Below are 25858 nucleotides of genomic sequence, written 5' to 3'. Positions count from 1 at the left end.
AATCGCGATGAACAGACAGAAATTAGCATCAGTCGGCAGAGTCCTCCGATCATAAACCGTCAGTGGCTAACCGTTAATTGGTCAAAAATCGAATTAAAAAATCGTTAACCTTTACCGGATGGCTCCCAATAACGCTGACTATTTTGCGTACTGAAGTCTGAGATTTTAAATTAAGGTTATTTATTTTGATTAAAATCAATTCTGTTTTTAGTCCTCAGATTTTTAAGTTTTTTTAATATTCTCTTTGTCAGTCTAGTATTTTCCTCTGTTAGAATAGCAATTTGTGAGATAATCAGCCTTTCCGGGGACTGTTCTCAGTAGAGTGGAGAGACACTATTTTTGACAATAATGCTCTTTCTGGCTAAAGTTATGACTTATGGGAGATAGAGTGGAGAGGAGATTTAAACTATATTGTAAATAGCCAAAATTGTAAATAGGCAAATTTCCAAAATAAAGCTTTTATAAAGTATACACCTTATACAAAAACAGCGTTAAATCTAAAACCCAGTCGGAGGCTATAACAAGTGAAAACACTAAGTTATCTAAAACAAGTTCAGATGGGATCACCCGGAGGAGGAAGAAGCCGGGATGAGCCAAAAACGACTCAACTCACTGAAGAACAAGTCGCTAACATCACACAAGACAAAGAAGTTAAGGCTGCTCTTGGTCGTCCCATTAAGCGAATTATTCGAGATAAACAGGACAAAATTATTCTCAATGTCGGTGATTTAATTACTCATAAAGCTGTCCTCAGAGCTAGAGAGATCGGTGTATTGGATGTATTGCTAAATTCGGTGTATCGCCGACCCTCTCAACCCTCAATAGAATCATAGAAGCTGAAATATCCAGCTCATTGTCTCAATTTTTTAGAACATAGAGATAACATTGATTAATTTTTTATTTCTCACGAGACAGCTAGATTCTGTTGAAATCTGAGCGAAAATACAGGCCGTTTCATCAACTTTATAAAAAAACAAAAAAATGAATAGTTCTTCTGTTTCTCCAAACTTAAAGAAAAAAGCATTGAATTTGCGTCTAACCGGATGGAGTTGCTTCTGGCTGCAAATTGTAGGGGTTTTAGTTTCGGGAATTTCCTTATTGTTTGTGGTCACAGGTCGTCAGATTTCTGCCCAAACAAATCCGGCAATGGGATGGGGAATCTTGTTTGCTATCAGTGGAATTATCGCTGCGGTCGTGAGTATTATTTTGGCTTTTTGGTATACGCGAGTCGGTCAACGTCTACGAAAAGCGGACTCTACTCAACCCCCTCCAAAATCAGATTTAACTCGACTGCTCCAACTCGGATTAATAATAGGGTTAGGGGGAATGTTTGTGACTTTAATCGGTTCGGGTTTAACAGCAGCAGTATTAGTTGCTAAAACAATTTCTCAACCTCCTGGAACCACATTAACCGATGCCAGTGAAGCGGTGCGAGCGCTGGATGTTTTAATTATGGTTGCCAATTTGAATGGGGTTGCGGCTCATTTTATTGGGACTGTGACCTCAATCTGGTTGAAGTATCAAGTCTAAAAACCGATGTCAGTTTACCAAAAAAAGCGGGTCAAAAGCCCCGTCGTTCACGACGGATTATGTTCGTGCTATGATGGGTTATCGTCAGCGACGACGACAAATTATGCTCGTATATGAAATGAAGCTGCAAGGAACATATTGCCAGTACCGAAGCTTGGATGAAGCCATTCGGACAGGTCTATTTGTTCGCAACAGCGTTATCAGAGCATGGTTAGACGGTCAGGTTAAAAGTCGCAACGATGCCTACAAGCACTGCAAACTGTTGTCAGACAACCCAGAATTTCCCTGGGCATCAAAGTTAAACTCAATGGCACGACAAGCACACGCAGAAAGAGCTTGGGCATCAATTGAAAGATTTTATCGGAATTGTAAGCAGAAAATACCAGGCTCCAAAGGATTCCCAAAGTTTAAAAAGTATCAAGTTAGAGCGTCTGTTGAATACAAAACATCAGGATGGAAACTTTCGGAGGACAGACGTTATCTAACGTTCACAGACAAGTTTCAAACGGGTACATTTAAGCTTTGGGGAAGCCGAAACCTGCACTATTATCAGTTAAAACAAATCAAACGAGTGAGGGTAATTAGAAGACATGACGGGTATTATGCTCAATTTCTGATAGACCATGAACGAGAGGAGAAAAAAGAACTCACAGGAAAACAAACAGGATTAGATGTAGGTCTTAACTATTTCTACACAGATTGTTCTGGTAATCAAATAGATAATCCCCGGTTTTTGAGAAAAGATGAACGCAAGCTTAAAAAGCTACAACGTCGATTATCAAGAACTCAAAAAGGCAGTCAAAATCGCCAAAAAGCCAGAAACAAATTAGGTAGAGCGCATCTCAAGGTTTCACGCAGGCGTAATGATTGGGCTTGTAAATTAGCCCAACACGTCATACAGTCTAACGACTTGGTAGCGATTGAAAACCTACGGATTCGCAACATGGTTAAAAATCATCATCTAGCCAAATCAATTAGCGATGCAGCTTGGTACAGGTTTCGAGAATGGTTAGAATATATGGCGCGGGTTTATGGGGTTCCGGTGATTGCTGTTGAACCCGCGTATACTTCCCAAAGCTGTTCAAATTGTGGTGAGAAAGTTGTAAAAACTCTCAGTACGAGAACCCATGAATGCCCTCACTGTGGATATATCGCTGACCGGGATAAAAATGCCGCCAGAAATATACTGAAATCTGCATTAAAACAACTATCAAATAAAGAAACGGATAAGAAATCGATTAACGGATTAATTTAACTGCGAGTATCAGAGATTTATGCTGTCCTACAGATAACTTAATCCGTTCTTCCGCTTAATATCTGTTTTTAAAATACCGTCGGGCAGACGGAAGTTAACGCCTCTAGAGAGAATGCCCTCTGCTCTGTTGGGGAAACTCAACCTAGTAAGTCAGCTCGTGGAAAGAGGAAGCCCAGACAGTGATGTTTGGAATCTCCGTTGTTTACGACGGAGAGGATGTCAAAGTATTGTAATAGAACTGAGTGCGGGGTTAGTCTCCGCGTCCAGATTTACCTCTGATTTTAATAATATGAATTAAAATTGATCTTTTAGTATATAGAAACTAAGTTAATTAAAGGTTAAGTAAAGGTTAAGTTTGTATTAAGTTTTATGAAAATATTGTTTTTTTTATAAAATTCAGCCTTCAGTCATAAAAATAAAATAAGTTTTTTCTTATAAATCTATCTGATGAGGTATAGAGAATCAGGTCAGTTTGATTTAACCTTAAGGCATTCACACAGATTGCAAACTCAACATCAATATTCTTCGGAACTTTAGATCAAGATTTCGGGCTTTATTGATTAGTTTCTAGTCGGTGGAATTGTTCAAGTTAAATTATTTTTTTGAGTATGACTTCTAATGCTCAGAGTTCTCGGGCAGATGACGATAATCGCTCATCGCGTGAACAGATAACAGATCAAACTTTTTTTTGGCTCAATCAGATTCTAGCATTTAGTGTCGCTGCCGTTTTAATTTGGCTAGCAGTAGAAGTTACGCTTGCGGGCATTCCTGCGATTAAAGAATTTGGAGCCAGTTTTTTAACCACCAGCGCCTGGAATCCCCCTCAGAGTAATTATGGCATACTGCCAATGATTTATGGAACGATTGTAAGTTCCTTAATCGGTTTATTAATTGCAGTCCCGATTGCGATTGCTAGTGCTGTAGTTTTGAGTGAAAATTTTTTACCTGTTTCTATTCGGACTGTACTCACTTTTCTGGTGGAGTTATTAGCTGCCATTCCTAGCGTTATCTATGGATTATGGGGAATTTATGTTCTGATTCCATTTTTGCTGATTGTGGGCGGATGGCTACACCAATATTTAGGTTGGATTCCATTATTTAGCACCCAACCAATCGGCCCGGGAATGTTACCTGCCGGAGTGATTTTAGCCATCATGACTTTGCCAATTATTACGGCTATTTCTCGAGATTCTCTCGCCTCTTTACCGCCAGAATTACGCAGTGCTGCTTATGGGGTTGGCTCGACTCGATGGCAAACTATTTTTAGCGTTTTAATTCCGGCTTCATTTTCAGGAATTGTCGGCGGCATTATGTTGGGTTTTGGCCGGGCTTTAGGAGAGACAATGGCTATCACGATGGTGATTGGAAATAGTAATGACTTGAGTATTTCTCTATTTGCACCCGGAAATACAATTGCCTCTTTAATTGCCAGTCAATTTCCCGAAGCAAGTGGTTTACAAGAATCTTCTTTGATGTATGCCGGAGCGGTTCTATTTTTAATCACACTAATCGTTAATATTTTGGCGGAATGGATTGTTCGTCAGGTTAAAAAATACTAGGATATTTATTAATGACTTCAGGAACAACAACACAGCAGAATGGTTTTCCAAATGAGAGTATCGAAACTTCAGGATCAAATTCAGGTAATCTAATTGAAAAGCTCTTAACTGGATTAGCTTTTTTCATGTTAGGTTTAGCTATTTTACCTTTGGGTTTAGTCATTTCTTATGTGATTTTTAAAGGATTAAGTCGATTTAACTTAGCTCTTTTTACTGAGATTCCTCCCACTGCAATGCAAGCAGGAGGAGGTGTGGCTTCTGCGATTGCTGGAACAATACTTCTGGTTGGTATTGCCGTAGTAATCAGTGTTCCCATTGGTATTGGAGCGGGGATTTATCTGTCTGAGTTTAGCTCAAAAAAAATCGCTAAGTGGATTCGTTTTGCTACAAATGTTCTCAGTGGGGTTCCTTCAATTGTTGTTGGAATTTTTGCTTATACTGTAGTGGTTTTAACGATGGATAAATTCTCAACTTTAGCCGGAGGATTTGCCCTGGCAATTTTGATGCTTCCCATCATTGTCAGAACTACAGACGAAGCATTACAATTAGTCCCTCAAGATGTTCGTTGGGCTTCAGTTGGTGTTGGAGCATCAAGTTTTCATACTGTTTTACAAATTGTTGTTCCGGCTGCTATCCCCGCTATTTTAACCGGAATTACTCTAGCTGTTGCTCGGGCAGCAGGAGAAACAGCACCTTTATTATTCACCGTGATATTTGCTCAAAGCTGGCCGGATGGAATTATCGATCAAACTGTTCCCTCAATGTCAGTTTTGATCTATAACTTTGCAACGGCTCCCTATGAAAATCAACAAGAAATTGCTTGGGCTGCTTCATTGATTTTGATTTTGTTAGTTCTGTTTGCTAGTGTTCTGGCTCGATATTTTGGTCAGAAAGGAACTTATTAGGTTTTCCATTCATTCTTCATTTAAAACTCGGAGGTAAATTATGGATAATCGTCATTTTGAGATTCAAGATAATACTGAGAAAAACAGAAACAAACCGGAAAAAAATTCAATTGAAGTTCGAGACAATACGCAAACAATGAGACAGAATAATCACTCCTCAGAAAATCGTGACTCTCATGCAAATCAAGATGACAATGATTCACAGAAAAATAGAGAACGTCACAACTCCAAAAACAATCGCTCCAATCAAAGCGCAAAGACATTCAATAATAGTGTTTTTACAACGGAACAGTTAAGCGTTTACTACGGTGATACTTTAGCCTTAAGTAAGGTAAATATGGAAATTCCCCCCAAACAAGTCACTGCGTTAATTGGGCCGTCGGGTTGTGGGAAAAGTACCTTAATTCGTTGTTTTAATCGTCTCAATGATTTGATTGACAGTTTTCATACAGAGGGTAAAGTTTTTTTCCATGATAAAAATCTTTATTCTAAGAAAGTTGATGCGGTTAAAGTGCGTCGAAAAATTGGTATGGTTTTCCAAAAACCGAATCCTTTTCCCAAGTCAATTTATGATAATATTGCCTATGGAGCCAGGATTAATAACTATTCGGGAGATATGGATGAATTAGTCGAAAACTCCCTCAAAAAAGCAGCACTATGGACTGAAGTGAAAGATAAACTAAAAGAAAACGCCTTATCCCTCTCTGGAGGTCAAAAACAACGTCTGTGTATTGCTCGGGCGGTTGCCTTGAAACCGGAAGTTATTTTAATGGATGAACCCTGCTCCTCTCTTGACCCTGTTTCGACTCAAAAGGTTGAAGATTTAATTCATGATCTCAAAGAAAGTTACACAGTTGTTATTGTTACTCACAATATGCAACAAGCGACAAGGGTTGCTGATTTAACTGCTTTCTTTAACGCTGAAGAAGGAGAGTCAGGAAATCGATTTGGGTATTTAGTTGAGTATGATGAAACCGAGAAAATCTTTCAAGATCCCCAAGAGGAAGCTACCCAAAAATATGTGAGCGGTAGCTTTGGATAAATCTCATTTTCAAGAATCTATTCTTGAGAAACAAAACTTTTATCGGGTAGGGGTGTAAGGCTTGCACTCCTACATTTTATTTTAAAAGTTTATTAACTTATTTATCTCATTAGCAAGAGGTCAACTAACCAAAATAATTGTTAATGTGGAAACAAATCTGATGATATTTGTCTAAACAAAGGAGAACTTAACTATGATTATGAATAATCAACAACCATCTGATCGAGATAGAGCAATTGATTCTGATGTCGATCCGGGTGTTGACCCTGCTGTTGAACTCGAACAACAGTTTAAATCGGAAAATCCGAAAGCGTCACAACCCAAGTCAGAAGAACGAACAACTGATCTCGGAAATCGTCAAATATTAATTGCTCACGAACAAGGTGGAGCTATTGATGCAGATTTTTCCTAGTTTTGTTTAGTTAATTCAATAAATAGATCATAAAAAAATGAGGTTCTTATGAACCTCATTTTAAACACTAAACCTCAATAAATTTAGATTGTATTAATTAGTCAATTGCTTTCTTCGCTTTATCTTTGGCATTTTCAACAGCGTGTTGAGCTTGGGCTTGACCTTGCTTCATTTTACCTTCGGCTTTATCTTCAGGATCGCCTGTGACTTTACCCATAGCTTCTTGAGCTTTACCTTCGACATTTTTAGCCGTTGCTTTTGCTTTATCTTCAGTAGACATAATTAAATTTCTCCTAGTTTTTTCAAGACTTTTGAACAAATGTTTGTTCTCTATATTTATAAGATATCAAGAAATCAAGATTAAGTTATCCATCCCTAGATATAGATTCAGCAAACCATGATTTTTAAACCTAAAATCCTGGAGATTGAAATCATATATAACTTGATAATTGATGACAGTACAAAAGTAAATTGAGACATTTATAGATAGAAAAATGAAGATCTCCAAACCGACAACCATCACTTCTGTATATTTACAAACTCAAACTTAATTTTAATATCAAGAAATCTCCCGTTGTTTCAGGTTACTACACTTAGCAAACCTTTTTTTAACGGGAGGGATAAAAAGCTCAGATTGATTAGGATAGAATCTATCGTCTAAATTAGATTACACCTGGGCCTTTTTTTCCATGCTTCTGAACTTCTTCTAATTCTTCAACCCGTTCTTCTTTTTGCTCTTCTTCTTGCTCTCGCAAGTCACCGGGTTCGTTAATATACATTTCAGGTTCAATTGCGTAATTATTGGCTAACCCTTCTTGGTCAACCGTCTGGCCTTTAGTGGTGTTAGGCTGTCCTTCTTGCTCTTTGGCAAGCTTCTTATAATTAACACCCTCTCTGTCTTGACGAGCGCCTACTTCAGCCGGTTGAATGTTACGATCATAATGACCTACATCGCCACCCGTTTTCTTATGAGTATCTGCCATAAAATCCTCCTTAATTAAAGAAATAAACTACAAATGAAAGCTAAATCGTTAAAATGAGTCATAGTATAATTTAGCTTGTTTTAAACTGCCTAAAATACTATGAATTTTAGTAATGAGTTAACCCAAGCCCGGATCATTTGACTTCTCAACATTGGGAACAAAATCAGGACGCTCTTTATCTTCCCAACCCGCAGGACGCTTAGAATTGTACCAAGCAATCGAACCAATAGACGCGGCTGCAATGAAGCCTACAACCCCAACTGCTACGGCTGAAACTGGAAAATGAGGTGCAGCGTCTACACCAACTTCTAGAAGTAAATTCATATTTTTTATTTCCTCATAGTTTGTAACTACGTTAGCTCTAAATATAAGATGAATAACTAAGTTAAATCATCTCTCTTAGTGATGAGTTTATCAATAAAACACTATTTCTATGGGTAGAGAACCCCTAAGTTCTACTCTTTCTATTGATTTTAAATGAGTTCCATCTATTGATAGAAGACGAGGAACTTTTCTACAGGATAGTATATGAATATCAACTTTAATAGAGCGAGGAAAAAAATATGGGTATTTTAGCTTGGTTAGCTTTAGGATTAATTGCAGGTGCGTTGGCAAAACTCATCTATCCAGGTCATCAAGGTGGTGGTATTTTTGCCACAATGGGATTAGGAATTTTAGGTGCAGTTGTTGGTGGTTTCTTGGGTCAGCTTTTACTGGGAAGTAGCGGCGCCGCAGCCGCCTCAGCCGGAGCTTTTAGTATTCCTAGTATTATTTTTGCTGTCTTAGGTGCGATGCTTCTGATCTTCATCTGGGGATTAGTCGTAAGACACGCATAAACTTTGCTAAATTAGAGAATTTAAACTAACCATTTGATATTAGTCTTTACGAAAAGATAGGTAAGACAGTAGAATGAGAATAAAGCAGAGCTGTAAGAAGCTCTGTTTTTTAGGGTTTAATTTTCTATAGCAATAAGAAATCATTTGTAAACGATATTGCCCCCAAACCCCCAATTCTGCGCCCCCCTTCCCCCCAACATTGGGGGGTTATCTTGATTACTTTTTTACAAATCAGGTAACATTGCTATATTCATTCAATTCTCTAGATATTCCCTATTTTCTAAACTTTAAATCCTTTGCCTTTCTTTTTCTTTTTGCTACTTTTCGCTTTTGACTGTACCTGAGCGACAGCTTCTTCAAACAACTGATGGAGATGTTGAGGAACACTAGCAATTTCTGGAAGTTTGGGTTCGAGAGATTTATGATACTGTTTTAGGGTTGGATCTAAATCTTTTTCTAAGTTAAAATCGGGACGTTCTAACACGGCTTTTAAAAGTTTTTCCAGAGAATTAGGATATTCTGCTTTCAGTTGTTGCCAAATAAAAGCATTAATCTCTTGATCTTCTAAGTATTTTAGAACCAGTTTGTCCGCATTCGCTTCGGAAACCGGATCTTCAGCTTCAAGTATTCTTACAAATTTAGAATAGGTTGGAATAAACATTTGACCCCAACGGGGATGAGAAAAAGCCATCACTTCTTCGGCTCGTTTGATCTCGTCGGGAAGTTCGACTTTGGGGGAAAACATAGGAGAAGAATTATTTTCTAAAGCGGTTTCAACTGATTTTTCATCCGCACCTGTTTCTGTCGCTGAGGCTTTGACTTCACTTTCATCCACCCCCGCTTCTTGAATCATCTCTTTAATCGATTTTGAAGGATCAATTCCCGCCGCTTCTAATTGTTTTTGAGTTAATCTTTCTTGCAATTCAGCAATTTTTTTGTTAAGCTGATATCCAGGGAGTAAAATGCGATCACTTTCAAAAAAGTCAACAAACTCTTGATGATATTGAAGAACCGAGTCCCAAGCTTTTTCTAACAGTTCAGGTGCATCTCCATAGAGTTGATTGGGATAATTGTTCTTGAATTCCCCCACGACAACTGCTAGCTTTGGTTTTCCGAGATTTCCTTTAGGGATACAGGCTCCAGAAAACATCCAATTTCCATCGGTTAAAGGAGCAAGACGAGTCAGTAAAATATCGCCCAGTTTCCATTTTTCGATCTCGGAGCGAGAAATTTCGGGACTCGGAAAAACAGTATAATATTTAGCGGTCAACCAGTTCATTAACTTGAAACTTTTCGGCTGAATCTCTATAATTTCAAATAGACCAGTGAAGGTGTGTTGCCAATTTTTAATCAGATCGCGATCGCTGGCTGTTAACTCGGACTGTTGGGCAATAAACAAATCAATCGGAGTCTGTTCTCCGACTTCCCCTCCATTCAAAAACATATCAACAACCAAGTTTTGCAGACGAATATCTTGACGATCTCGACTTCCATGAGTGGCGACATACTGTTCAAAGGCTACAGCTAAGTCTCCCTCTGCATCATAGACAAAATCAACTAACGCCTGCTTTAACTGGGCTGCTTGCTCTAACATCGTGTTTATAAGGCTTTTTTCTGCTATCGGAACTATAAGGATAACAGTTTAAGTCAATTATGGCTTCTCCTGAACGATAGAATTTTTAACTATTCCTTTGGGTAGAGTCTATTATTTTTTCCACTCTGATCGACTTCTTTAATTAAGGGTTTAGTCTCCCTGGCTTAACAACCCGCCGATAATCCCAATTCCGAGCGTCAGAAGAACCAACGCCCAAATAATAAACTCAGGAATAGCAGATAAAATTCCTAACCCCCTCAACACCACAATAGTGGCGATAATAATCAGGGCAATTCCGACCGTAAATAGGACAATTTTTGTACCTGTTTTTGGAGAACGACTCATGGGAGATGTTTAAGTAAAATTCAGTAATCAGTGTTGAACAGACTTCGTTCTGATTATACTATGAACCGCCTCTAAATTAACTCCAAGTGAATAGAACGGCAAAGCCACCGAGATAAAGCAACAGAATTGAGAAAGTTTCAAAGCCAATATTTCCAATTCCAGACTTTTCCCGTCTTAGGAGTCCTAACAGTAAAATTGCGGTCATTAATATCGTTAACGCAATCACAAAAACTTCCGACTGAGTAATCGCATTATAAATCGAACCGGGCCGATAAGCAAAGTCCGAAAAAGACAACAACAAAACATCAAACGTATTCCCGCCAATAATCGCACTAACCGCTAAAGTTAAAGCGCCTCGTTTCACCGCAGCAACAGAGGTCACTAATTCAGGTAAAGAAGTAGAAATCGCAATAAACAACCCCCCGACAACCGTTTCTGAAAGTCCCGTTTGTTGAGATAGAGTTACCCCCGTTTTTGCTAATAAATAACCCGCTCCAGCAATCACAATCGCTAACCATCCCAACATCAGCCACATCTTAGGAAGATTGTCAAGAGAACCCTGATCTTCTGAGTGTTCAGCCTCATCAATTAACGTTTCAGTGGTGAGGTGAGGTTTCCACATCGGAGCATCCCGCACTTGAGAGGTGAGACGCAAACCAAACAGATAACCCCCAATAATCACAAGTGAGGCTGGATGAATCCCCAATATTTCCACCTTTGGGGCAGCGATTGCTAACAAAGGAACAGCCAATAAAGCATTTAATAAAGCCCCCTGAACGAGAGTCGGCAAAGAGGCAGCAGCGTGTTCTAAATTGGCTTTGCGATAGACAAAATCAGCGATCGCCAAAAAAGCAGTTTGAGCAGCAATTCCCCCTAAAGCATTGCTGACTGCAATTTGAGGATGGGCATCTGCGGCGGCGGTAATTGAAGTGATAATTCCGGCTAAAGAAGTAATTCCCCCCAACAATAACGCTCCGACAATGGCTTCACCTAAACCCGTTGCATCAGCAAGTTGATCGGCAATTTTCGAGAGTTTAGTTCCCCCGAGTCCAATCACAAGAGCAGCAAATAGAAAGAGCAAAAAATTAATCACTAATGACTCGTTCATTGTTGATTGTCTTGAGTGTTAAAATTCTAAATTCTAAACTTTGGGAAACTGATCCACAGCCATGTAAACAACATCATCCAATGCACTATGATCATCTAAATTACTCGCCCGACTTGTGGTTCTTGTCGAGGCAATTGCGTCCCACGTCCAGCCATCATTGCGAATTAACTCTAACAAAATGCGTCGCCGTTGTTCGAGGTGTTGAGTTGCCTGTTGAAATTGGGAGTCGTTCACAGTCGGAATTCCCTCTAGCCGAACCAACTCCAAAGCGGGTAAGGGAGGATTTTCATCGGTGGGGTTCAAATAGGCAGACTTCAGCGTGGCTAAAAACGCAGCACTCGCCCGACGAACTGAACGAACAGCAGCCGGATCGGGTTGATGCGATCGGGGAATGCCATATTGGAGTAAAGTTAAGGCATCATCGAGAGCAACTAAACTCAGCGTCATGGCGCGATAACGCTCAATACTGTGGAAATAGTGCAGAATCGGATAATTCAAGTGACTTTCACCGAGTTCAGTTAGCATTACACTCAAAGCGATTAGATGTTGATCAAATTGTCCGAAGTTTTCACCATTCCAAGCCCGGATGAGAATTTCATCTGCGGTTCCCCCCAGTGAAGCAATATAAGTCGCATAAGAACGTTTTTGGCTAGCGGCCGAGACGATGGGAAGTAGATAAGCAAAAGTGAGTGTTACCAGAAAAAAGCCGTTAATTGAAGCGATCGCTGTTGCAATTTGCCAGGGTTCTCCTTGGGGTTGATAGCTTCCCTGTCCCAAAGTTGAGAGGGTATAACCGACAAAATACACTCTCTCCCAAAAACTAGCCGGGACTAAATTGGGGGATGTGATTACCGCGCCTTCACCCGAGACAAATAACAGGGTCCACCCTAACCAAGTTAAGGCAAACCACAACAATGTCATTAAAACCAATAGTGACATCCCGATCAACGCCAAAAACCGATGATTGGGAAAATGACGATGAATTTTTAATGCGATTATCCAGATTCTTGCTGAAAGTCGGCTTGTTATCGGGCCACCTCCACCCACCGTTAAAGTGGTGATTAAAACATCAAGCGTAACACCGAGCAAAATAGTTATACCTAAGACAGTCAGCCAAATTGACATCAATATTAACCCCTCTTTTCCACACCACCGCTATTTAATGTTATAGAGACGTGCCTGAACACATCTCTACCTTTAAAATGGGTCTAACTCAACTCTAAACTCAGCTTAATCCACTTTTGATTAGGATTCTGAACCTGTGGGTTCTACAACTTTTACCTGACTAATATCAACTGAATCTACCCCAAGAATTTCTTTCGTTAACGGTTCAATCGTTTCATACTCTCGTTGATCGGGTACGGTTCCGCCAATGGCGACTGCACCATCTTCGGCTTGAATAGTCAGTTTACCTCGGGGAATATTCGCTTCTAATTTTGCACGAACTTCACTTTCAATATCAGAATCAGCTCGTTCTTGTTGATCGCCCAATATATCGTTACGTTGTTCTCGCGCCCGGATATCTGAACTTAATTGAGCTTGGCGAGTATTACTATCAGCATCTTCTTGAGTTTCTTCTACCAATTGAGGGTCTTCAACTTCACCGTCGATAGAAGTCGGAGCATCTGCACTGGTACGAGCAACATCACATCCAGCCGCCCCAAATAAAACAAAACTACCGATAATCAAAGATGTTAACTTTTTCATGGTTTTTTCCTCCAATTTTGTTCAATAAAAAGATTAAATTCTCCAGTCTTTAAGACTTTTTGTATTTCTCATCGCGCTTATCGATCACGATCACTTCTGGATTTGTAGATACCCTGTCGCGATCAATATTGTTAAGATTTTCTCGCCGATCTGCTGTCGATTTAACAAAGAGTTCTGTCTCAGCCTTTGGCGTTACAGTCGTCCTTTTTTCTCGTTCGATCAATTCGGGATGTTCTTGGTGTACCACTCGATTCGATGTTGCAATATTTTCTTCCCGTTTAAGAGTGGATGGAGAAACCATATTATCCATCGTCGGCGTCACTTCGACTTGCAAAGCATCATAAACGTGTAATTCTTCAATTCCTTGATCGTGGAGGATATCTTCTGCCTGTCCAACGGTTCTGGGTGTTCCCGTGACGATCACAAGATATTGACCTTGGGAGAGTCGCTCATTGTACACTTTGGCTTGGTCTTCAGGAACTCCTAAACCCACTAAAGCCCCGATAATTCCACCCGATGTCGCACCAATTGCAGTTCCGGCTAAGGTCGTTGCTAGCGCTGTTGCTTCCGCACCAGCTAATAAAATCGGCCCAACTCCAGGAATGGCAATAGCTCCCAAACCGACTAATAATCCGGTAATCGTTCCGAGCGCACCTCCAGCGATCGCACCTCCAACCGCCCCACTATCGGCATGATTTCCTTGAGAATGGGTATAAACGTCAACATCTGCGTCTTTTGACTTTGGATCGGAGTCCGGGGCAATTACAGACACTTGTTCGAGATCAATCCCGCGATCGCGTAGTTGATAAAGTGCTTGTTCTGTTTCTCGCCGAGTTTTTAAAACTCCAATTGCTCGTTTATAATCTGTATCTGTTCTTGTGACCATATTTTCTACTCTCTTTTTCTCTATTTCAATAGTCCTTTCTTCAAAATGTTGAGAAAGGTAAAGATCAATGTTATCTTTATTTTCTTTAGTATCGGATATTTTCTCTGTGTTTATCATCCATCCCCCGACATAGCTTTTAAATCTCTCAGTGGGAGGATTGATTAAACTTGATTATTCTCTATTGTTGTAAGTGTAGTGAACAAAGAGACACAAGAATAAATTATGGCTTTAGTAAAGATTAAAGAATACTATCCTAATTATGTTGATGAGTTGTTTAAAGGAAACGACTTTAAAGGGTATACCGTTTATGCGGGAACCAGTAACGAAAAAATTGGTTCAGTCGATGATGCTTTAGTTGATGAAGCAGGTCGCATCCGCTATTTCGTCCTTGACACAGGATTCTGGATTTTCGGTAAGAAGGTATTATTACCCGTAGGTCGCTCTCGGATTGATTTTAACGATCACAAGCTTTATGCTTTAGGTTTAACCAGCAAAGAACAAGCTGAGGCTTTACCGAAGTATGATAGCGATATGAAAGTCGATTACGACTATGAAGAACGGGTTCGCCAAAGTTATCGGACTCGTCAGCCTCAAGCCAGTTATGATCGCAACAACTATCGCTACGATAACGATACCGAGTTGTTTGATTTAAACGAACGCGATCATGGTGAATTTAAGCTCTACGAAGAACGCTTAATTGCAAACAAAGATCGTCATAAAGCGGGTGAAGTTGTTGTTGGGAAAACCGTAGAAACAGAGAAAGCAAAGGCTTCTGTTCCGGTTGAAAAAGAACGAGTAGTTGTCGAACGGACTACACCTGACGATGCAGGAAAACGGGTGAAGCCAGGTACTGCGAACTTCAAAGAAGGTGAAGTGGCTCGCATGGATGTCTACGAAGAAACCGCAGATATTCATAAGGAAGCTTATGTTCGTGAAGAAGTGAATGTCCGCAAAGAAGTTGATCGCGATACCGTGACAGCAGAGGAAACCCTCCGTCGTGAAGAATTACGGGTTAATAAAAATGGAGAACCTGTGGTTAAGCGATAAAACAACCAGGTTAATTAAAAACCGTGAGAGTTAGCTTGAATTGGGTCTTAGGTGGTTGGTCGGGTCTGGGGTTTTTCCTAACACCAACCACCTAACACTTCTGTTGAGCTGCAATTCGATAAAAACTAAAATTTTGAGCTGATTAATTTAGAATAAAACTAGAAAATGGAAACTCAAAATAATTATCAAACCGTTTCTTCTCCTGAAAGTTTATCAACGTCACAAGAAATTAAAACCTATTCAGTTGTTGATGAAAAGAGAAGATTAATTGGTAAAATTGAACGAATTTTAAAAAATGATTCTGATCAAATTCAGATTCTTTTTTCGTTACCAGGACAATCAAAACCTGTGTTTAGAGTTCATCAAAAGTCTATTATTAAAGCGGATTTAGAAAATCATCAATTTGTGATCAGATTCACAGAAAAAATGCAAGAAAAATTAAATCAATATTCAGCCTCTTGGAATGAAAGTTTAACTGAAAAGGATAATATCCCATCCGTTGATGATTCAGACTATGAGGATAATCATGATTCTACTAACGATGAAGACGAATCCTATCACGAATCTGTAGAAAGTGAAACAATACGTCTACTGGCTGAACGATTAGAGGTGAAACATGATCGCCATAAAATCGGTGAAGTGGTTGTTCGTAAACAAGTTGAAACTGAAATAGTTGAAGTTCCGGTGCGACGAGAAAAATTAATCGTTGAACAAGTCGGATCATCAGATAAACCCTTAGCTGAAATTGATTTATCACAGGGAAAAATCGAGGGAGTTGAACTCAAAACCCGTAAGAGTAATTCAGATAAAACCACGGTTCAGGGTGAATTTATTTCTTTGAAAGCAGCAGGTGATTTATTACATACTCTGGCGATGGAAGATGCTCACGGATGTACTAAAGTTCGGGTTGAATTGGTTCTCAATGATCCCCAATATCAGCAACAATATCAAGAGCTTTTTGATCGGTGTACTCAGCCTTAGTTAATCGGATATTGAAATTATTTATTATATTTTGGGAGAGTCTAAGTCATGTGGGTAGAAAGGTTAGCTCGTTTTGGATATGCAACCAAAGGAGCAGTTTATGGGCTAATTGGTATCTTAGCAGTTATGGCCGCATTTACTTCGGGTGGAAAAACAACGGGTACTAAAGGCGCTTTGCGAACAATTGCAGCTCAACCTTTTGGACAAATATTATTGATTTTAGTTGCTGTTGGCTTAGTTGGATATGTCATTTGGCGATTTGTTGAAGCGATTAAAGATCCCGATCACAAAGGGTCAGATTTCAAGGGAATTGTGACAAGATTGGGTTATATTATTAGTGGTTTAATTTATGCAGGTGTCGCTGTAAATGCCGCTCTACTCGCAATCGGATCGAGCAGTGGAGGCGGGGGCGATAGTAAACAAACGGGGACGGCTCGTCTACTTTCACAACCGTTTGGTCAATGGTTAGTCGGAACTCTCGGTGCATTAATTATTGGACTGGGTTTCTATTATATTTATAAAGCTTATAAGACTAAGTTTCGCAAAAAGTTAAACCTAAGAGAACTGGATTATAAGCAAGAAAAATTAGTAGTCAATGTCTGTCGCTTTGGGATTACAGCGAGAGGCGTTATTTTTACGATGTTAGGTTTCTTTTTAATTCAAGCTGCTCGACAATTTGAACCGAGTAAAGCACGGGGACTTGATGGAGCGTTGCACACTATCGCACAGCAGCCTTATGGTAAATTCTTGCTAGCGATCGCCGCTTTTGGTTTAATTGCTTATGGTATTTATATGTTGGTACAAGCTCGTTATCGCCACTTCAAAACAAATTAAGCCCAAAATAGAGTAAGATCACAGCATTAAAAATAACTGTAAGTTGATTGAATTAAGCTAATGTCAGAAGGTTTTTTACTAAGTCGGGTTCTCTTGCGGTTTGAAGACAGTTCAGATGATTTAGTCGGTGAACTCTCTGCGGCTGCGATCACCCCAGATGGGAGTTTGTGGGTGGGTTCTGATGAGTTGTTAGGAGTCGAGCGACTTTCCCAGGTAGAACCATTTGTTTTTGGTAATCACAAGCATTTTTCTCTTTTGGATTTTATTGAACTCCCCAATACTGAGGATGAAATTGATATTGAAGGGATGGATTATTCTCACGGTTATTTGTGGGTGATGGGTTCTCATAGCACAAAACGGAAAAAACCAAAGGGAAAAGATCCTGAAAAAGATGTTGAGCGGTTATCTGAAGTCAAGTCGGAGGCGAATCGCTATTTAATTGCTCGTATTCCGGTGATTGATGGTAATTTAATTAAGTCTTGTACTTTGAAAGATGATCCTGAAAAAAAACGCACTGCTGCTCTTTTAGAGACGACGAAAGAAGGTAATATTTTAGTTGAAAGTCTCAAGTCTGATCCTCATATTGGTACGATTGTTTCCACTGGTTTACCGTCTAAGGATAATGGACTTGATATTGAGGGTTTAGCTGTTAGTAAACATCGTATTTTTCTGGGATTGAGAGGGCCTGTTTTGCGGGGGTTGGCGATTATTTTGGAGATCGAAGTTGAAGAAACAAAACCCGGTGTTCTGACGCTCAAACCGATAGAAAAAGATGGACAACTCTATCGAAAGCATTTTATTGAGTTAGATGGATTAGGAATTCGAGAACTGTTTTTACATGATGGTGATTTAATTATTCTCGGAGGCCCAACAATGGATCTCAATGGGGCGATGCGAGTTTTTCGTTTGAAAAATATTGAAAAGCGAACTGAGGAAATGATTTATTGGCAAGAGTCAAAACATTTAGAGGTTATGTTTGATTTGCCGATTAAGGTTGGGGCTGATAAAGCTGAAGGAATTGCTCATTTTCCCTGTCTAGGACAATCGGATTCTGTGCTGATTGTTTATGACTCACCCGCTCCCGAAAGAAGACCTAATGGTAATGAGTTACTGGCTGATGTTTTTCGTTTGAAGTCTGAGTTGTAGAGATCTTGATTGTCAAATGTAGGTTGGGTTACAAAACGTTTACTCAGAAACAACTGGTGTCTTGTTTCTCCAGTTCTACTCAACCTACCTTGAGTTTAATGTTTAACAGGGTTTAATAACTGTAACGGAATAAGAATCTAGTTTTAAATACTTTTGGGCGAGTTTTTGCAAGTCTGAAGGTTGAAATGATTTAATTTCACTCGGATAAATCATTGATAATTCGGGTTGAGCTATGGTAAAATAATACCCATATAAGCCTGCTAATTGAGCCGGAGTTTCAGTCGAAAAAGCGTAATCGTTGCAGAGTAAACGTTGACTGCGTTTCAGTTCGAGTTCAGAAATGGGTTCGTTGTGCAGTTGGGTAATACAATCACAAATTAGAGTTTCAACGGTTTCAATCTGCTCGGTGTCTAATAAAGCATTAATGGTTAGTACGCTAGATTGTTGTTGCAAAGAAAAGCAGCTTGTTAGAGAATGAACTAATTGCAGTTCCTCACGCAACATCCTGACTAAACGAGAGGTTCGTCCTTCTGCAAGGATGACAGAGAGTAGATCTAAGCCATAACCGTCTCGCAACTCGTTAACGTTTGGGCCTAGCCATGCTAGCGTTAATCTTGCTTGTTCAGCGTTTGGTAATTGGAGTTCTTGACGACGGATTTCTTGAATTTTGGGTGAGGGCGTTAAGCCAACACAAGGACAAGGTTGAGGGGTGGGAAACCGATCAAAAGCTTTTTGGATTGCGCTCAGAGTGCGGTTTTTTTGGACTCCACCCGTGATCACCACCGCCATGTTTTCCGGTTGGTAGTGATATTGATGAAAACAGCGCATTTCTTCAGGCGATCGCTGCATTAGTTTTTCTTGGGTTCCTAATACTGAACGTCCATAGGGATGATGACTGTAGAGCGTTCCCATCATAGACTGAAATTCAATCCAATCCACATCATCTTCAGCCTGACGAATTTCTTCTAAAACGACATCTCGTTCTCGGATAAACTCTTGATCCGGAATCGCTGCGTGTAAGAGTAATTCAGCGAGCGGGGGTAAAGTATCTTCTAGGTATTGTTCGGCTGTGGTGATGTAGAAGTGGGCGTAGTCGTGGCTTGTGGCGGCATTGGTTACTCCACCTCGACTTTCAATCACTTCATCAAATATTCCCGGGGCAATTTTATCTGTCCCTTTGAAAATCATGTGTTCTAGGAAGTGAGCCATACCTGACCAGGGTTCAGGCTCCTGAATCGCTCCAGCCCTGACCCAAACATCAACGACAACGACAGGAGTTGCTGAAATCTCCTGGTGAATGATCGTTAATCCATTGTCTAGTCGAAATATACTTCCAGGAAACTCTAAAGCGGTTTGCTGTTGAAACAATTTAATAGAAGTTAAACTTAACTTAATCTATTAATATTATCGTTTTCTCTAAACTTGATTTGAGTATTTTGATACAATTTTGTCTGAAATGTGAGAAATCTCCATAAAAAAATCATCCCAGGAATAGGATGAAGGTTGATTAGATTAGCCTTGATTTTCCTGGCGATGACTTAATACACGAAGCTTAACGACTCTTAATTAAACAATGGGAGTGGGAGTAAAAACGGGAGTCGGAGCTGCCAATACCAACGGATCGAAACCTCTGACGGGGATCAGTGAGTCGGGGTTGATACCACCACCTTCTTGAGCAAATTGGTTTCCCGGTGGGAAGGGAACTACACTTGACAATCCCAACGTCACTTGAGCGGCTTCTCCATCCGCTAGAGTGATCGCCGGAATCGGAGTGGTTAAGTTCTCTTGAATGTCTGTTGGCTCAACTCGAACCACGTAAGTATCTTCGGTCGCCGCAAAACCTGTTAACGGGTCGATGGGTAATGTGGCAGATAAATTGGTAAAGATAAAGTTCCCGTTGAAGTCCGTTGTGGTACTGGGTTCATCCCCTCCCAGTTCACCATCATCATCCAAGTCAATGTAGACTGTCGCGCCCGCGAGCGGCCCATCAGGTAAACCTGTTACCGGATCGGTATCAAGCAGAGAGTTCGCGTTGAGGTCATTGAACACCACACCCGCAATACTATCAGGAACAGGCAGAACCGTTCCCGCAGGATTAAAGACTAATGTAGAGTTAACTTGGCGACTCCAATCCGGAGGAACTGTGGCACCAATTTCACCCGGAAATTCTCCGACAGGAGGAACCGGAGAGGTAAAGATGTAGGCGGACGAAGGTAAACCGACATCAAAATTGACGACAAAATCTCGAGCAAATCGTTCGGGTTCTGTTCTGGAAATGTATTCAGCAAAGGGGTTTTGCGGGTCATCCGATCCAGGAATCTCTGTATTGAGATTGGAAACGATGTAGAACCCATTATCGTCGCTAGTGGTTGTGGCGACGACATTGATCCCATCTTCACCAATAATCTCCAGATCAATTCCCGCTTGTCCCGGTTCAGAAGGCTGAGGCAGACCATCACCATTGAGGTCACGGATCACCCGACCATAAATGCTGTCTGGATCAATAACAGGAATGTTGAGTTCATTGACTGTTGCCGCAGCCACAGGAGCGACGATCGGGTTGTCTCCCAGTAACTCAAACCCTCGTGGAAGTTCAGCTCTCAGTAAGTAGGAGCCGGGTGGTAAGTCCCCAAAGAAATAGAAACCTGCTTCATTGGGTTCAGAAAAAGGCTCACTGGGTTCGCGGAAACCACTGTTGTTGAGGTCAATGTAGATTGTTGCATCCGGAAAGCCGTCTGCAAGCGTGGGTTCACCGAGATCCCCAAAAGGCTCGTAGATTTCATTTCTGTTGTTATCAACGTAAACCGAACCCCGAATCACTCCAGTTGTTGGGGCTGGGGTAGACGGTGGGGTCAGGTTTGTGTTGAGAATGTTGATATCAATCCGTTCGTTGGGATCACCTGTTGTCGCGAGGGAGATGGGTACACCCACAGGTTCATTGAAACCGGGGGGAGTCACTTGATCGAGAGTAAAGCTTCCTTCCGCTAAATCCGCAAAGGAATATTCGCCGTTAAAGTCGGTTAATCTTATTTGCTCAAGGTCGCCCGGAAGACCATCCCCATTGTCATCTAAGAATACTGTAATGTTTGGAAGACCTTCACCGAGATCAAAAAAACTGTTACCGTTAAGATCCTGAAATACTGAGCCTCTAATAGTACTCACAATTTAACTCCTCCACCAAAGTATTGTACGAAGACGAGTCCCGTAGGACTATATAATGTTGCAACCTAAATGGTATCGTACATATGCGCTCTCTTGGCATCCTTTCCTCCCTCAAGGGGAGAATTCCTAAACCTCACGATTTAGGTTCCTGCTCTAATGCAGATGCCCTCTAGACTTAGGAATCTTTCAGGTCTTACACTCGCTCTACAGGCTGACACCGCAAGCCCTGCGGCCAAATACAACGAAACTTAGGCTAGACATAAATGCTACCTAATCGTAGGCAACTATACCAGACTTTTCGGAAATCTGACAATGCACTTCGGTTGCCTCCATCCCGTCGTAGATTGCTTTTGCCTATTCTTGAAATTGTAATCAGCACTCCCTCCAATTGACAGGAGTGCCGTTTGATCACAACGTTATTAATCTGACCCGAAAATCATTAATAGGCATCTTGCAATTCATGGAAATCAGGAGAGATATAGTCTTTTCGCAAAGGCCAGCCTACCCAATCTTCAGGCATTAAAATTCGCTTCAGATTAGGATGACCTTCGTAAACGATACCGTACATATCATAGGACTCCCGTTCCTGGAAGTCGGCTGCTTTCCAAATCCAGTAAACTGACGGAACTTTTGGATCATTTCGTGGAACGAATACCTTGACGCATACTTCCTCAGGTTGTTCCACATTATCGTCAACTTTTACCAAATGATAAACACTGACGAGATCTTCACTCGGGCCAAGGTCATAGGCACATTGACACCGCAAATAGTTAAATCCGTTGGCGTAGAGGGCTGTAGACAGAGGAATAAGATAATCCCGACTAACCTTGATAATCTCTACTCCCGAGTGATCTCGTTCTAAGGATTCATGTTCAAATCCATTTTGACTGAGCCACTGGGAAACTGGGCCGGCTTCTACAATTGCTGCTTCTTCAGTTTCAGCCACGCTGTTCCTCCTTGGTTTGCTCAGTTAACAGTGCCGGGGGTACAGGCATTCCCATCGCTTCAGTGAGTTGCGGGGGTGGAGTTTGACGAGTGCTAGATTGTAAATATTGACCCGTCAAAATCGGCTCAACTACCTTCATTTGATGAGAACGAGTGTAGTAACGGTGAGTTTGTTGTAAATTTCCTCGCTCCTGTAGAGAATCATTGGAAATTTTCTTCCGCAGTTTGATGATCGCATCAATGATCGCTTCTGGGCGAGGAGGACAACCCGGGATATATACATCCACTGGGATCAACTTATCGACACCTCTAACGGCAGTGGTCGAGTCCATACTAAACATCCCGCCAGTAATCGTGCAAGCACCCATGGCGATTACATACTTGGGTTCAGGCATTTGTTCGTACAACCGCACCAACACAGGTGCATATTTCATCGTGATTGTACCTGCGGTGATCAGCAGATCGGCTTGACGAGGACTCGAACGCGGTACTAAACCAAAGCGATCAAAGTCGAACCGAGAACCAATTAATGCTGCAAATTCAATAAAACAGCAAGCCGTACCGTATAGCAACGGCCACAAACTCGATAGTCTTGCCCAATTATACAGGTCATCGACAGTGGTTAAGACCACATTTTCTGACAGTTCTTGAGTAACTTGAGGTCGCTCGATGGGATTGATGATTTTCCCGGTTTCTGGGGAAATACTCTGACTTGTCATAGTTTCTGTGCAATTCTAACTAACAACTACTTAAGACCATTCCAGTGCGCCTTTGCGCCATGCGTAAACTAAGGCAATTACAAGAATGGTGATAAAAATCAATGCTTCGATAAACGCTAACAATCCCAGCTTGTGAAAGGCCACCGCCCAGGGGTAGAGAAATACCGTCTCCACGTCAAAAATGACAAACACCAAGGCAAACATATAGTAGCGAATATTGAACTGAATCCAAGCACCACCGATCGGTTCGCAACCCGACTCATAGGTAGTGCGTCGCACACCCTTTCGGCTTTGAGGACGTACCAGCTTGGATGCACCAAGAGCAAGAAGGGGGACTAGGCTACAGATAATCAGGAAGCCTAGAAAGTATTCATAACCACTGAGAATAAACACGATGGCTGATTGACGGAAAGTGTACTATCAATTGTCTTTATACATTATATGGTTGCCTTGGGTGAGTGGAGCAGGCTTTCTTCAGAAGTCGTCAGGTCAGAAGTTTTTTTCTCTCTCCCTATCTCCTCTGTCTCCCTGTTCCCCAGGGCTGTTTCATTCTCAGTCATCCGTTCACCGCCTTTTCAAGGTGCGGAATGCACTGCCGCTTGCGACTCGGATTTGAAATCCGAGTCGGTCGGCAGCGGTGCTTGCGGATGACTCGCTTCCCGAGTTAAAAATTGCCGGGGTTGATGGGGTGAAAGAGTTATGGGGTGGTGGGGAGAGGAGTTTTTTCCGAGGAAAAATAGCTTTTGATTAATAAAAATCCTCCCTACCTCCCTACCTCCCGCGCACGGGTTCGCCACTCCCCTCAACGCGGGTTCCCCGCGCACGGGGGTGGACTCACTACCTCCCCACCCCCCCCCACAAATCAAGTTTTAGGGCTAGAACGAAACGGCCCTGCCTGGTCCCCCGCTCTATTCCATTTTTTGATTGGCTTTGGTGAGATTCTGTAATATTATGTAATAGACATTTTAAGAATTAATGACTCCTCCAGGTTAAGCTATGAGCGATCAAGCTACTGAAGTTCAACCGCTAGATCAGTACGAATGTAGAGCCTGTGGGTACGTTTACGAACCCACCAAAGGAACTTCAATGGGAAAAGTAGCGGTTTCGGCCGGAACACCCTTTGAAGAAATTCCTGCTGGCTGGCGTTGTCCAGTTTGTGGGGCGCCAAGAAGTCAGTTTTCCAACATTGGATCGAAAGAAGGGCCTTCTGGCTTTAAAGAAAATTTGAACTATGGCTTAGGTGTCAATACACTGACCTCTCAACAAAAAAACCTCATAATTTTTGGTGGACTAGCCTTAGGTTTTCTGTTTTTTATGAGCTTGTATGCTTTGAAATAAAAGCAACTTGAACCGATCTAAAACCCATGAGTTTAATGAAATTTTTGCGAAAAATTCTAGTTGTATTTGCTGTTATTCTCCTGTGTACCAGTTGTAAGTATCTGCCCGCCCTCAGTTATAACCCTTGGGAACTGATTCCCATTGCTACCGATGCCAATTTATTTGATGTCGCTTTTTCAGAACAAGACCCAAATCATGGTTGGGTTGTCGGTAGTAATTCCACGCTGTTAGAAACAACCGATAGCGGGAAAAGTTGGGAAACAAAAGCCCTAGACTTAGGCGAAGAAAAGGTACGGTTAGCATCAGTCAGTTTCTCGGATTCTGAAGGATGGGTTGTCGGTGAACCTTCTGTTTTACTCCATACCACCGATAACGGAAATTCTTGGACTCGCATTCAATTAAGTTCTAAACTTCCCGGTGCGCCTTACAAGATCGTTGCACTCGGGCCACGTTCAGCAGAAATGACAACTGATATCGGTGCTATTTATCGCACAGAAGATGGGGGTGAACACTGGAAAGCCCTAGTCGAAGAAGCCGTGGGAGTTGTTCGTAATGTCGCCCGTTCCTCTGAGGGTGAATATATGACTGTATCGGCGAAAGGAAACTTTTATTCGATGTGGACACCCGGATCAACAGCATGGGAACCCCACAACCGTTATAGCTCTAAACGCCTAGAAAATATGGGCTTTGGTGAAGATGGTCGTTTGTGGATGATTGCCCGAGGCGGTGAACTCCGATTTACCGATCCAGAAAATCCTGAAGAATGGGGCGAAGCGATTCAGCCTGAATATACCACCAGTTGGGGATTATTAGACTTGGCTTATCGTACCTCGTCAGAAATTTGGATCAGTGGCGGTAGTGGTAACTTGGTGTGTAGTTTGGACGGGGGAGAAACTTGGCTCAAAGATCGCGAAGTTGAAGATATTCCCTCTAACTTTAACCGCATTAAGTTTATTAACCCAGAAAAAGGTTTTATCCTGGGTCAAAGAGGAACGCTACTGAGATATACAGGTCAGCCTTCCCAAGCGGCGGTTTGAACTCTAAACTGAATGAAAGCAGATCAATGGCTCAATTGGGTTGTTACAAACTCACAAATTTCGTATCATAATACAGTGATAGGCGTTTAAGACCCTGAAAAACTTTTGGAATTGAAACGCCCAGATGCGAGACAGGGGAAAGATGAAATTTCTCTTGTCTAGGGATCGGGATAAAAATAGAACCAGCCTCTGTCAAAAAGCAGGGGAGATTGGCTTTTAAAACCCCACTCACAAAACGTAGTATAATTTCAAGTCTCTCATCCGATTTGTAAACCGTTGTAATCAGGAGAATTTAGATATGGCAGGTGATACCGGGGAGCGTCCCTTTGGGGATATTATTACCAGTGTTCGGTATTGGGTGATTCATAGCATCACGATTCCGGCATTGTTTGTTGCAGGTTGGTTATTTGTAAGTACAGGTTTGGCTTACGATGCTTTTGGAACTCCCCGTCCTGATGAATATTTCCCGACTCAAGAACGTCAAGAA

At 41.3% G+C, this 25858-nt stretch carries 29 protein-coding genes; 15 read left to right on the top strand and 14 right to left on the bottom strand.

What is annotated here, in order from left to right; all coding sequences use genetic code 11:
• The first annotated feature begins 524 nt into the window (after nucleotides 1–524).
• From L8106_RS21910 to L8106_RS21880, 7 genes are all read left to right on the top strand, one after another.
• Nucleotides 525–833, top strand: a complete 309-nt coding sequence (locus L8106_RS21910; RefSeq protein ID WP_156803789.1) for a hypothetical protein — start codon at nucleotides 525–527, stop codon at nucleotides 831–833.
• A gap of 148 nt (nucleotides 834–981) precedes the next feature.
• Complete coding sequence (locus L8106_RS21905) at nucleotides 982–1530, top strand: DUF3611 family protein (RefSeq protein WP_009786646.1); 549 nt, start codon at nucleotides 982–984, stop codon at nucleotides 1528–1530.
• Nucleotides 1531–1633: 103 nt separating this feature from the next.
• On the top strand, nucleotides 1634–2785 hold the full coding sequence (locus L8106_RS21900; protein WP_039896953.1) for an RNA-guided endonuclease TnpB family protein: 1152 nt from the start codon (nucleotides 1634–1636) through the stop codon (nucleotides 2783–2785).
• A gap of 608 nt (nucleotides 2786–3393) precedes the next feature.
• The gene (pstC, locus tag L8106_RS21895) at nucleotides 3394–4344 is read left to right on the top strand and encodes a phosphate ABC transporter permease subunit PstC (protein ID WP_009786644.1); all 951 of its coding nucleotides are present in this window, start codon (nucleotides 3394–3396) and stop codon (nucleotides 4342–4344) included.
• A gap of 11 nt (nucleotides 4345–4355) precedes the next feature.
• Entirely contained in the window at nucleotides 4356–5249 is an 894-nt protein-coding gene (pstA, locus tag L8106_RS21890; protein WP_009786643.1) for a phosphate ABC transporter permease PstA, read from the top strand.
• 40 nt (nucleotides 5250–5289) lie between these two features.
• On the top strand, nucleotides 5290–6291 hold the full coding sequence (gene pstB, locus L8106_RS21885; protein WP_009786642.1) for a phosphate ABC transporter ATP-binding protein PstB: 1002 nt from the start codon (nucleotides 5290–5292) through the stop codon (nucleotides 6289–6291).
• Nucleotides 6292–6490: 199 nt separating this feature from the next.
• Nucleotides 6491–6703 (top strand): hypothetical protein, encoded by a 213-nt coding sequence (locus L8106_RS21880; protein WP_156803788.1) that lies wholly within the window; start codon nucleotides 6491–6493, stop codon nucleotides 6701–6703.
• 97 nt (nucleotides 6704–6800) lie between these two features.
• On the opposite strand, the gene L8106_RS21875 is transcribed toward L8106_RS21880, so the two are convergent.
• The 3 genes from L8106_RS21875 to psb35 form a co-directional block, all read right to left on the bottom strand.
• Nucleotides 6801–6983, bottom strand: coding sequence for a CsbD family protein (locus tag L8106_RS21875; protein ID WP_009786640.1), 183 nt, complete (start codon nucleotides 6981–6983; stop codon nucleotides 6801–6803).
• A 382-nt stretch (nucleotides 6984–7365) separates the two neighbouring features.
• Complete coding sequence (locus tag L8106_RS21870) at nucleotides 7366–7686, bottom strand: hypothetical protein (RefSeq protein WP_009786639.1); 321 nt, start codon at nucleotides 7684–7686, stop codon at nucleotides 7366–7368.
• A gap of 117 nt (nucleotides 7687–7803) precedes the next feature.
• Entirely contained in the window at nucleotides 7804–8010 is a 207-nt protein-coding gene (gene psb35 / locus L8106_RS21865; RefSeq protein WP_009786638.1) for a photosystem II assembly protein Psb35, read from the bottom strand.
• Nucleotides 8011–8249: 239 nt separating this feature from the next.
• Between psb35 and L8106_RS21860 the strand changes: the two genes are divergently transcribed.
• Nucleotides 8250–8522 (top strand): GlsB/YeaQ/YmgE family stress response membrane protein, encoded by a 273-nt coding sequence (locus tag L8106_RS21860; RefSeq protein WP_009786637.1) that lies wholly within the window; start codon nucleotides 8250–8252, stop codon nucleotides 8520–8522.
• Between the two features lie 280 nt (nucleotides 8523–8802).
• Here the strand turns inward: L8106_RS21860 and L8106_RS21855 are convergent, their stop codons facing one another.
• The 6 genes from L8106_RS21855 to L8106_RS31715 form a co-directional block, all read right to left on the bottom strand.
• Nucleotides 8803–10116, bottom strand: a complete 1314-nt coding sequence (locus L8106_RS21855) for a hypothetical protein (RefSeq protein WP_009786636.1) — start codon at nucleotides 10114–10116, stop codon at nucleotides 8803–8805.
• A gap of 150 nt (nucleotides 10117–10266) precedes the next feature.
• Entirely contained in the window at nucleotides 10267–10461 is a 195-nt protein-coding gene (locus L8106_RS21850; RefSeq protein ID WP_009786635.1) for a hypothetical protein, read from the bottom strand.
• 76 nt (nucleotides 10462–10537) lie between these two features.
• Nucleotides 10538–11569 carry a sodium:calcium antiporter gene (locus L8106_RS21845; RefSeq protein WP_009786634.1) on the bottom strand — a complete coding sequence of 344 codons (1032 nt, stop codon included), beginning with the start codon at nucleotides 11567–11569 and terminating at the stop codon, nucleotides 10538–10540.
• Between the two features lie 33 nt (nucleotides 11570–11602).
• Nucleotides 11603–12694: an ion channel gene (locus L8106_RS21840; protein WP_009786633.1), complete on the bottom strand. Its 1092-nt coding sequence runs from the start codon at nucleotides 12692–12694 to the stop codon at nucleotides 11603–11605.
• Nucleotides 12695–12814: 120 nt separating this feature from the next.
• Nucleotides 12815–13276, bottom strand: coding sequence for a BON domain-containing protein (locus tag L8106_RS21835; protein WP_009786632.1), 462 nt, complete (start codon nucleotides 13274–13276; stop codon nucleotides 12815–12817).
• 49 nt (nucleotides 13277–13325) lie between these two features.
• Complete coding sequence (locus L8106_RS31715; protein ID WP_156803787.1) at nucleotides 13326–14162, bottom strand: hypothetical protein; 837 nt, start codon at nucleotides 14160–14162, stop codon at nucleotides 13326–13328.
• A 222-nt stretch (nucleotides 14163–14384) separates the two neighbouring features.
• Between L8106_RS31715 and L8106_RS21825 the strand changes: the two genes are divergently transcribed.
• From L8106_RS21825 to L8106_RS21810, 4 genes are all read left to right on the top strand, one after another.
• Complete coding sequence (locus tag L8106_RS21825) at nucleotides 14385–15209, top strand: DUF2382 domain-containing protein (protein ID WP_009786630.1); 825 nt, start codon at nucleotides 14385–14387, stop codon at nucleotides 15207–15209.
• A 165-nt stretch (nucleotides 15210–15374) separates the two neighbouring features.
• Nucleotides 15375–16190: a DUF2382 domain-containing protein gene (locus tag L8106_RS21820; RefSeq protein WP_009786629.1), complete on the top strand. Its 816-nt coding sequence runs from the start codon at nucleotides 15375–15377 to the stop codon at nucleotides 16188–16190.
• 48 nt (nucleotides 16191–16238) lie between these two features.
• Nucleotides 16239–17024, top strand: coding sequence for a DUF1206 domain-containing protein (locus L8106_RS21815; RefSeq protein WP_009786628.1), 786 nt, complete (start codon nucleotides 16239–16241; stop codon nucleotides 17022–17024).
• A 60-nt stretch (nucleotides 17025–17084) separates the two neighbouring features.
• Nucleotides 17085–18170: a DUF3616 domain-containing protein gene (locus L8106_RS21810; RefSeq protein ID WP_009786627.1), complete on the top strand. Its 1086-nt coding sequence runs from the start codon at nucleotides 17085–17087 to the stop codon at nucleotides 18168–18170.
• Nucleotides 18171–18272: 102 nt separating this feature from the next.
• Here the strand turns inward: L8106_RS21810 and L8106_RS21805 are convergent, their stop codons facing one another.
• The 5 genes from L8106_RS21805 to ndhC all read right to left on the bottom strand — a co-directional run bounded on the left by L8106_RS21805 (nucleotide 18273) and on the right by ndhC (nucleotide 23389).
• A complete protein-coding gene (locus L8106_RS21805) occupies nucleotides 18273–19538 on the bottom strand; it encodes a pitrilysin family protein (protein ID WP_009786626.1) in 1266 nt (421 codons plus the stop codon).
• 198 nt (nucleotides 19539–19736) lie between these two features.
• Complete coding sequence (locus L8106_RS21800; protein ID WP_009786625.1) at nucleotides 19737–21332, bottom strand: hypothetical protein; 1596 nt, start codon at nucleotides 21330–21332, stop codon at nucleotides 19737–19739.
• Nucleotides 21333–21771: 439 nt separating this feature from the next.
• Nucleotides 21772–22278, bottom strand: coding sequence for an NAD(P)H-quinone oxidoreductase subunit J (locus tag L8106_RS21795; RefSeq protein ID WP_009786624.1), 507 nt, complete (start codon nucleotides 22276–22278; stop codon nucleotides 21772–21774).
• A complete protein-coding gene (gene ndhK, locus L8106_RS21790; protein WP_009786623.1) occupies nucleotides 22271–22996 on the bottom strand; it encodes a photosynthetic/respiratory NAD(P)H-quinone oxidoreductase subunit K in 726 nt (241 codons plus the stop codon). The genes L8106_RS21795 and ndhK overlap by 8 nt, the downstream gene beginning before the upstream one ends.
• 30 nt (nucleotides 22997–23026) lie before the next feature.
• Entirely contained in the window at nucleotides 23027–23389 is a 363-nt protein-coding gene (gene ndhC / locus L8106_RS21785) for a photosynthetic/respiratory NAD(P)H-quinone oxidoreductase subunit C (protein ID WP_039896942.1), read from the bottom strand.
• Nucleotides 23390–23992: 603 nt separating this feature from the next.
• Here ndhC and L8106_RS21775 point away from each other — a divergent pair.
• From L8106_RS21775 to psbE, 3 genes are all read left to right on the top strand, one after another.
• A complete protein-coding gene (locus tag L8106_RS21775; protein ID WP_009786619.1) occupies nucleotides 23993–24334 on the top strand; it encodes a rubredoxin in 342 nt (113 codons plus the stop codon).
• Nucleotides 24335–24360: 26 nt separating this feature from the next.
• Nucleotides 24361–25371, top strand: a complete 1011-nt coding sequence (locus tag L8106_RS21770) for a photosynthesis system II assembly factor Ycf48 (RefSeq protein WP_009786618.1) — start codon at nucleotides 24361–24363, stop codon at nucleotides 25369–25371.
• Between the two features lie 298 nt (nucleotides 25372–25669).
• Nucleotides 25670–25858 (top strand): cytochrome b559 subunit alpha (psbE, locus tag L8106_RS21765; protein ID WP_009786617.1); only part of this gene is annotated, 189 nt, incomplete at its 3' end.

Origin of the sequence: Lyngbya sp. PCC 8106, assembly GCF_000169095.1 — a bacterium.
In the GTDB taxonomy this organism is placed as follows: domain Bacteria; phylum Cyanobacteriota; class Cyanobacteriia; order Cyanobacteriales; family Microcoleaceae; genus Capilliphycus.
The sequence above is the reverse complement of the archived record's forward strand: the minus strand, read 5'-3'. Positions and strand labels throughout refer to the sequence as shown.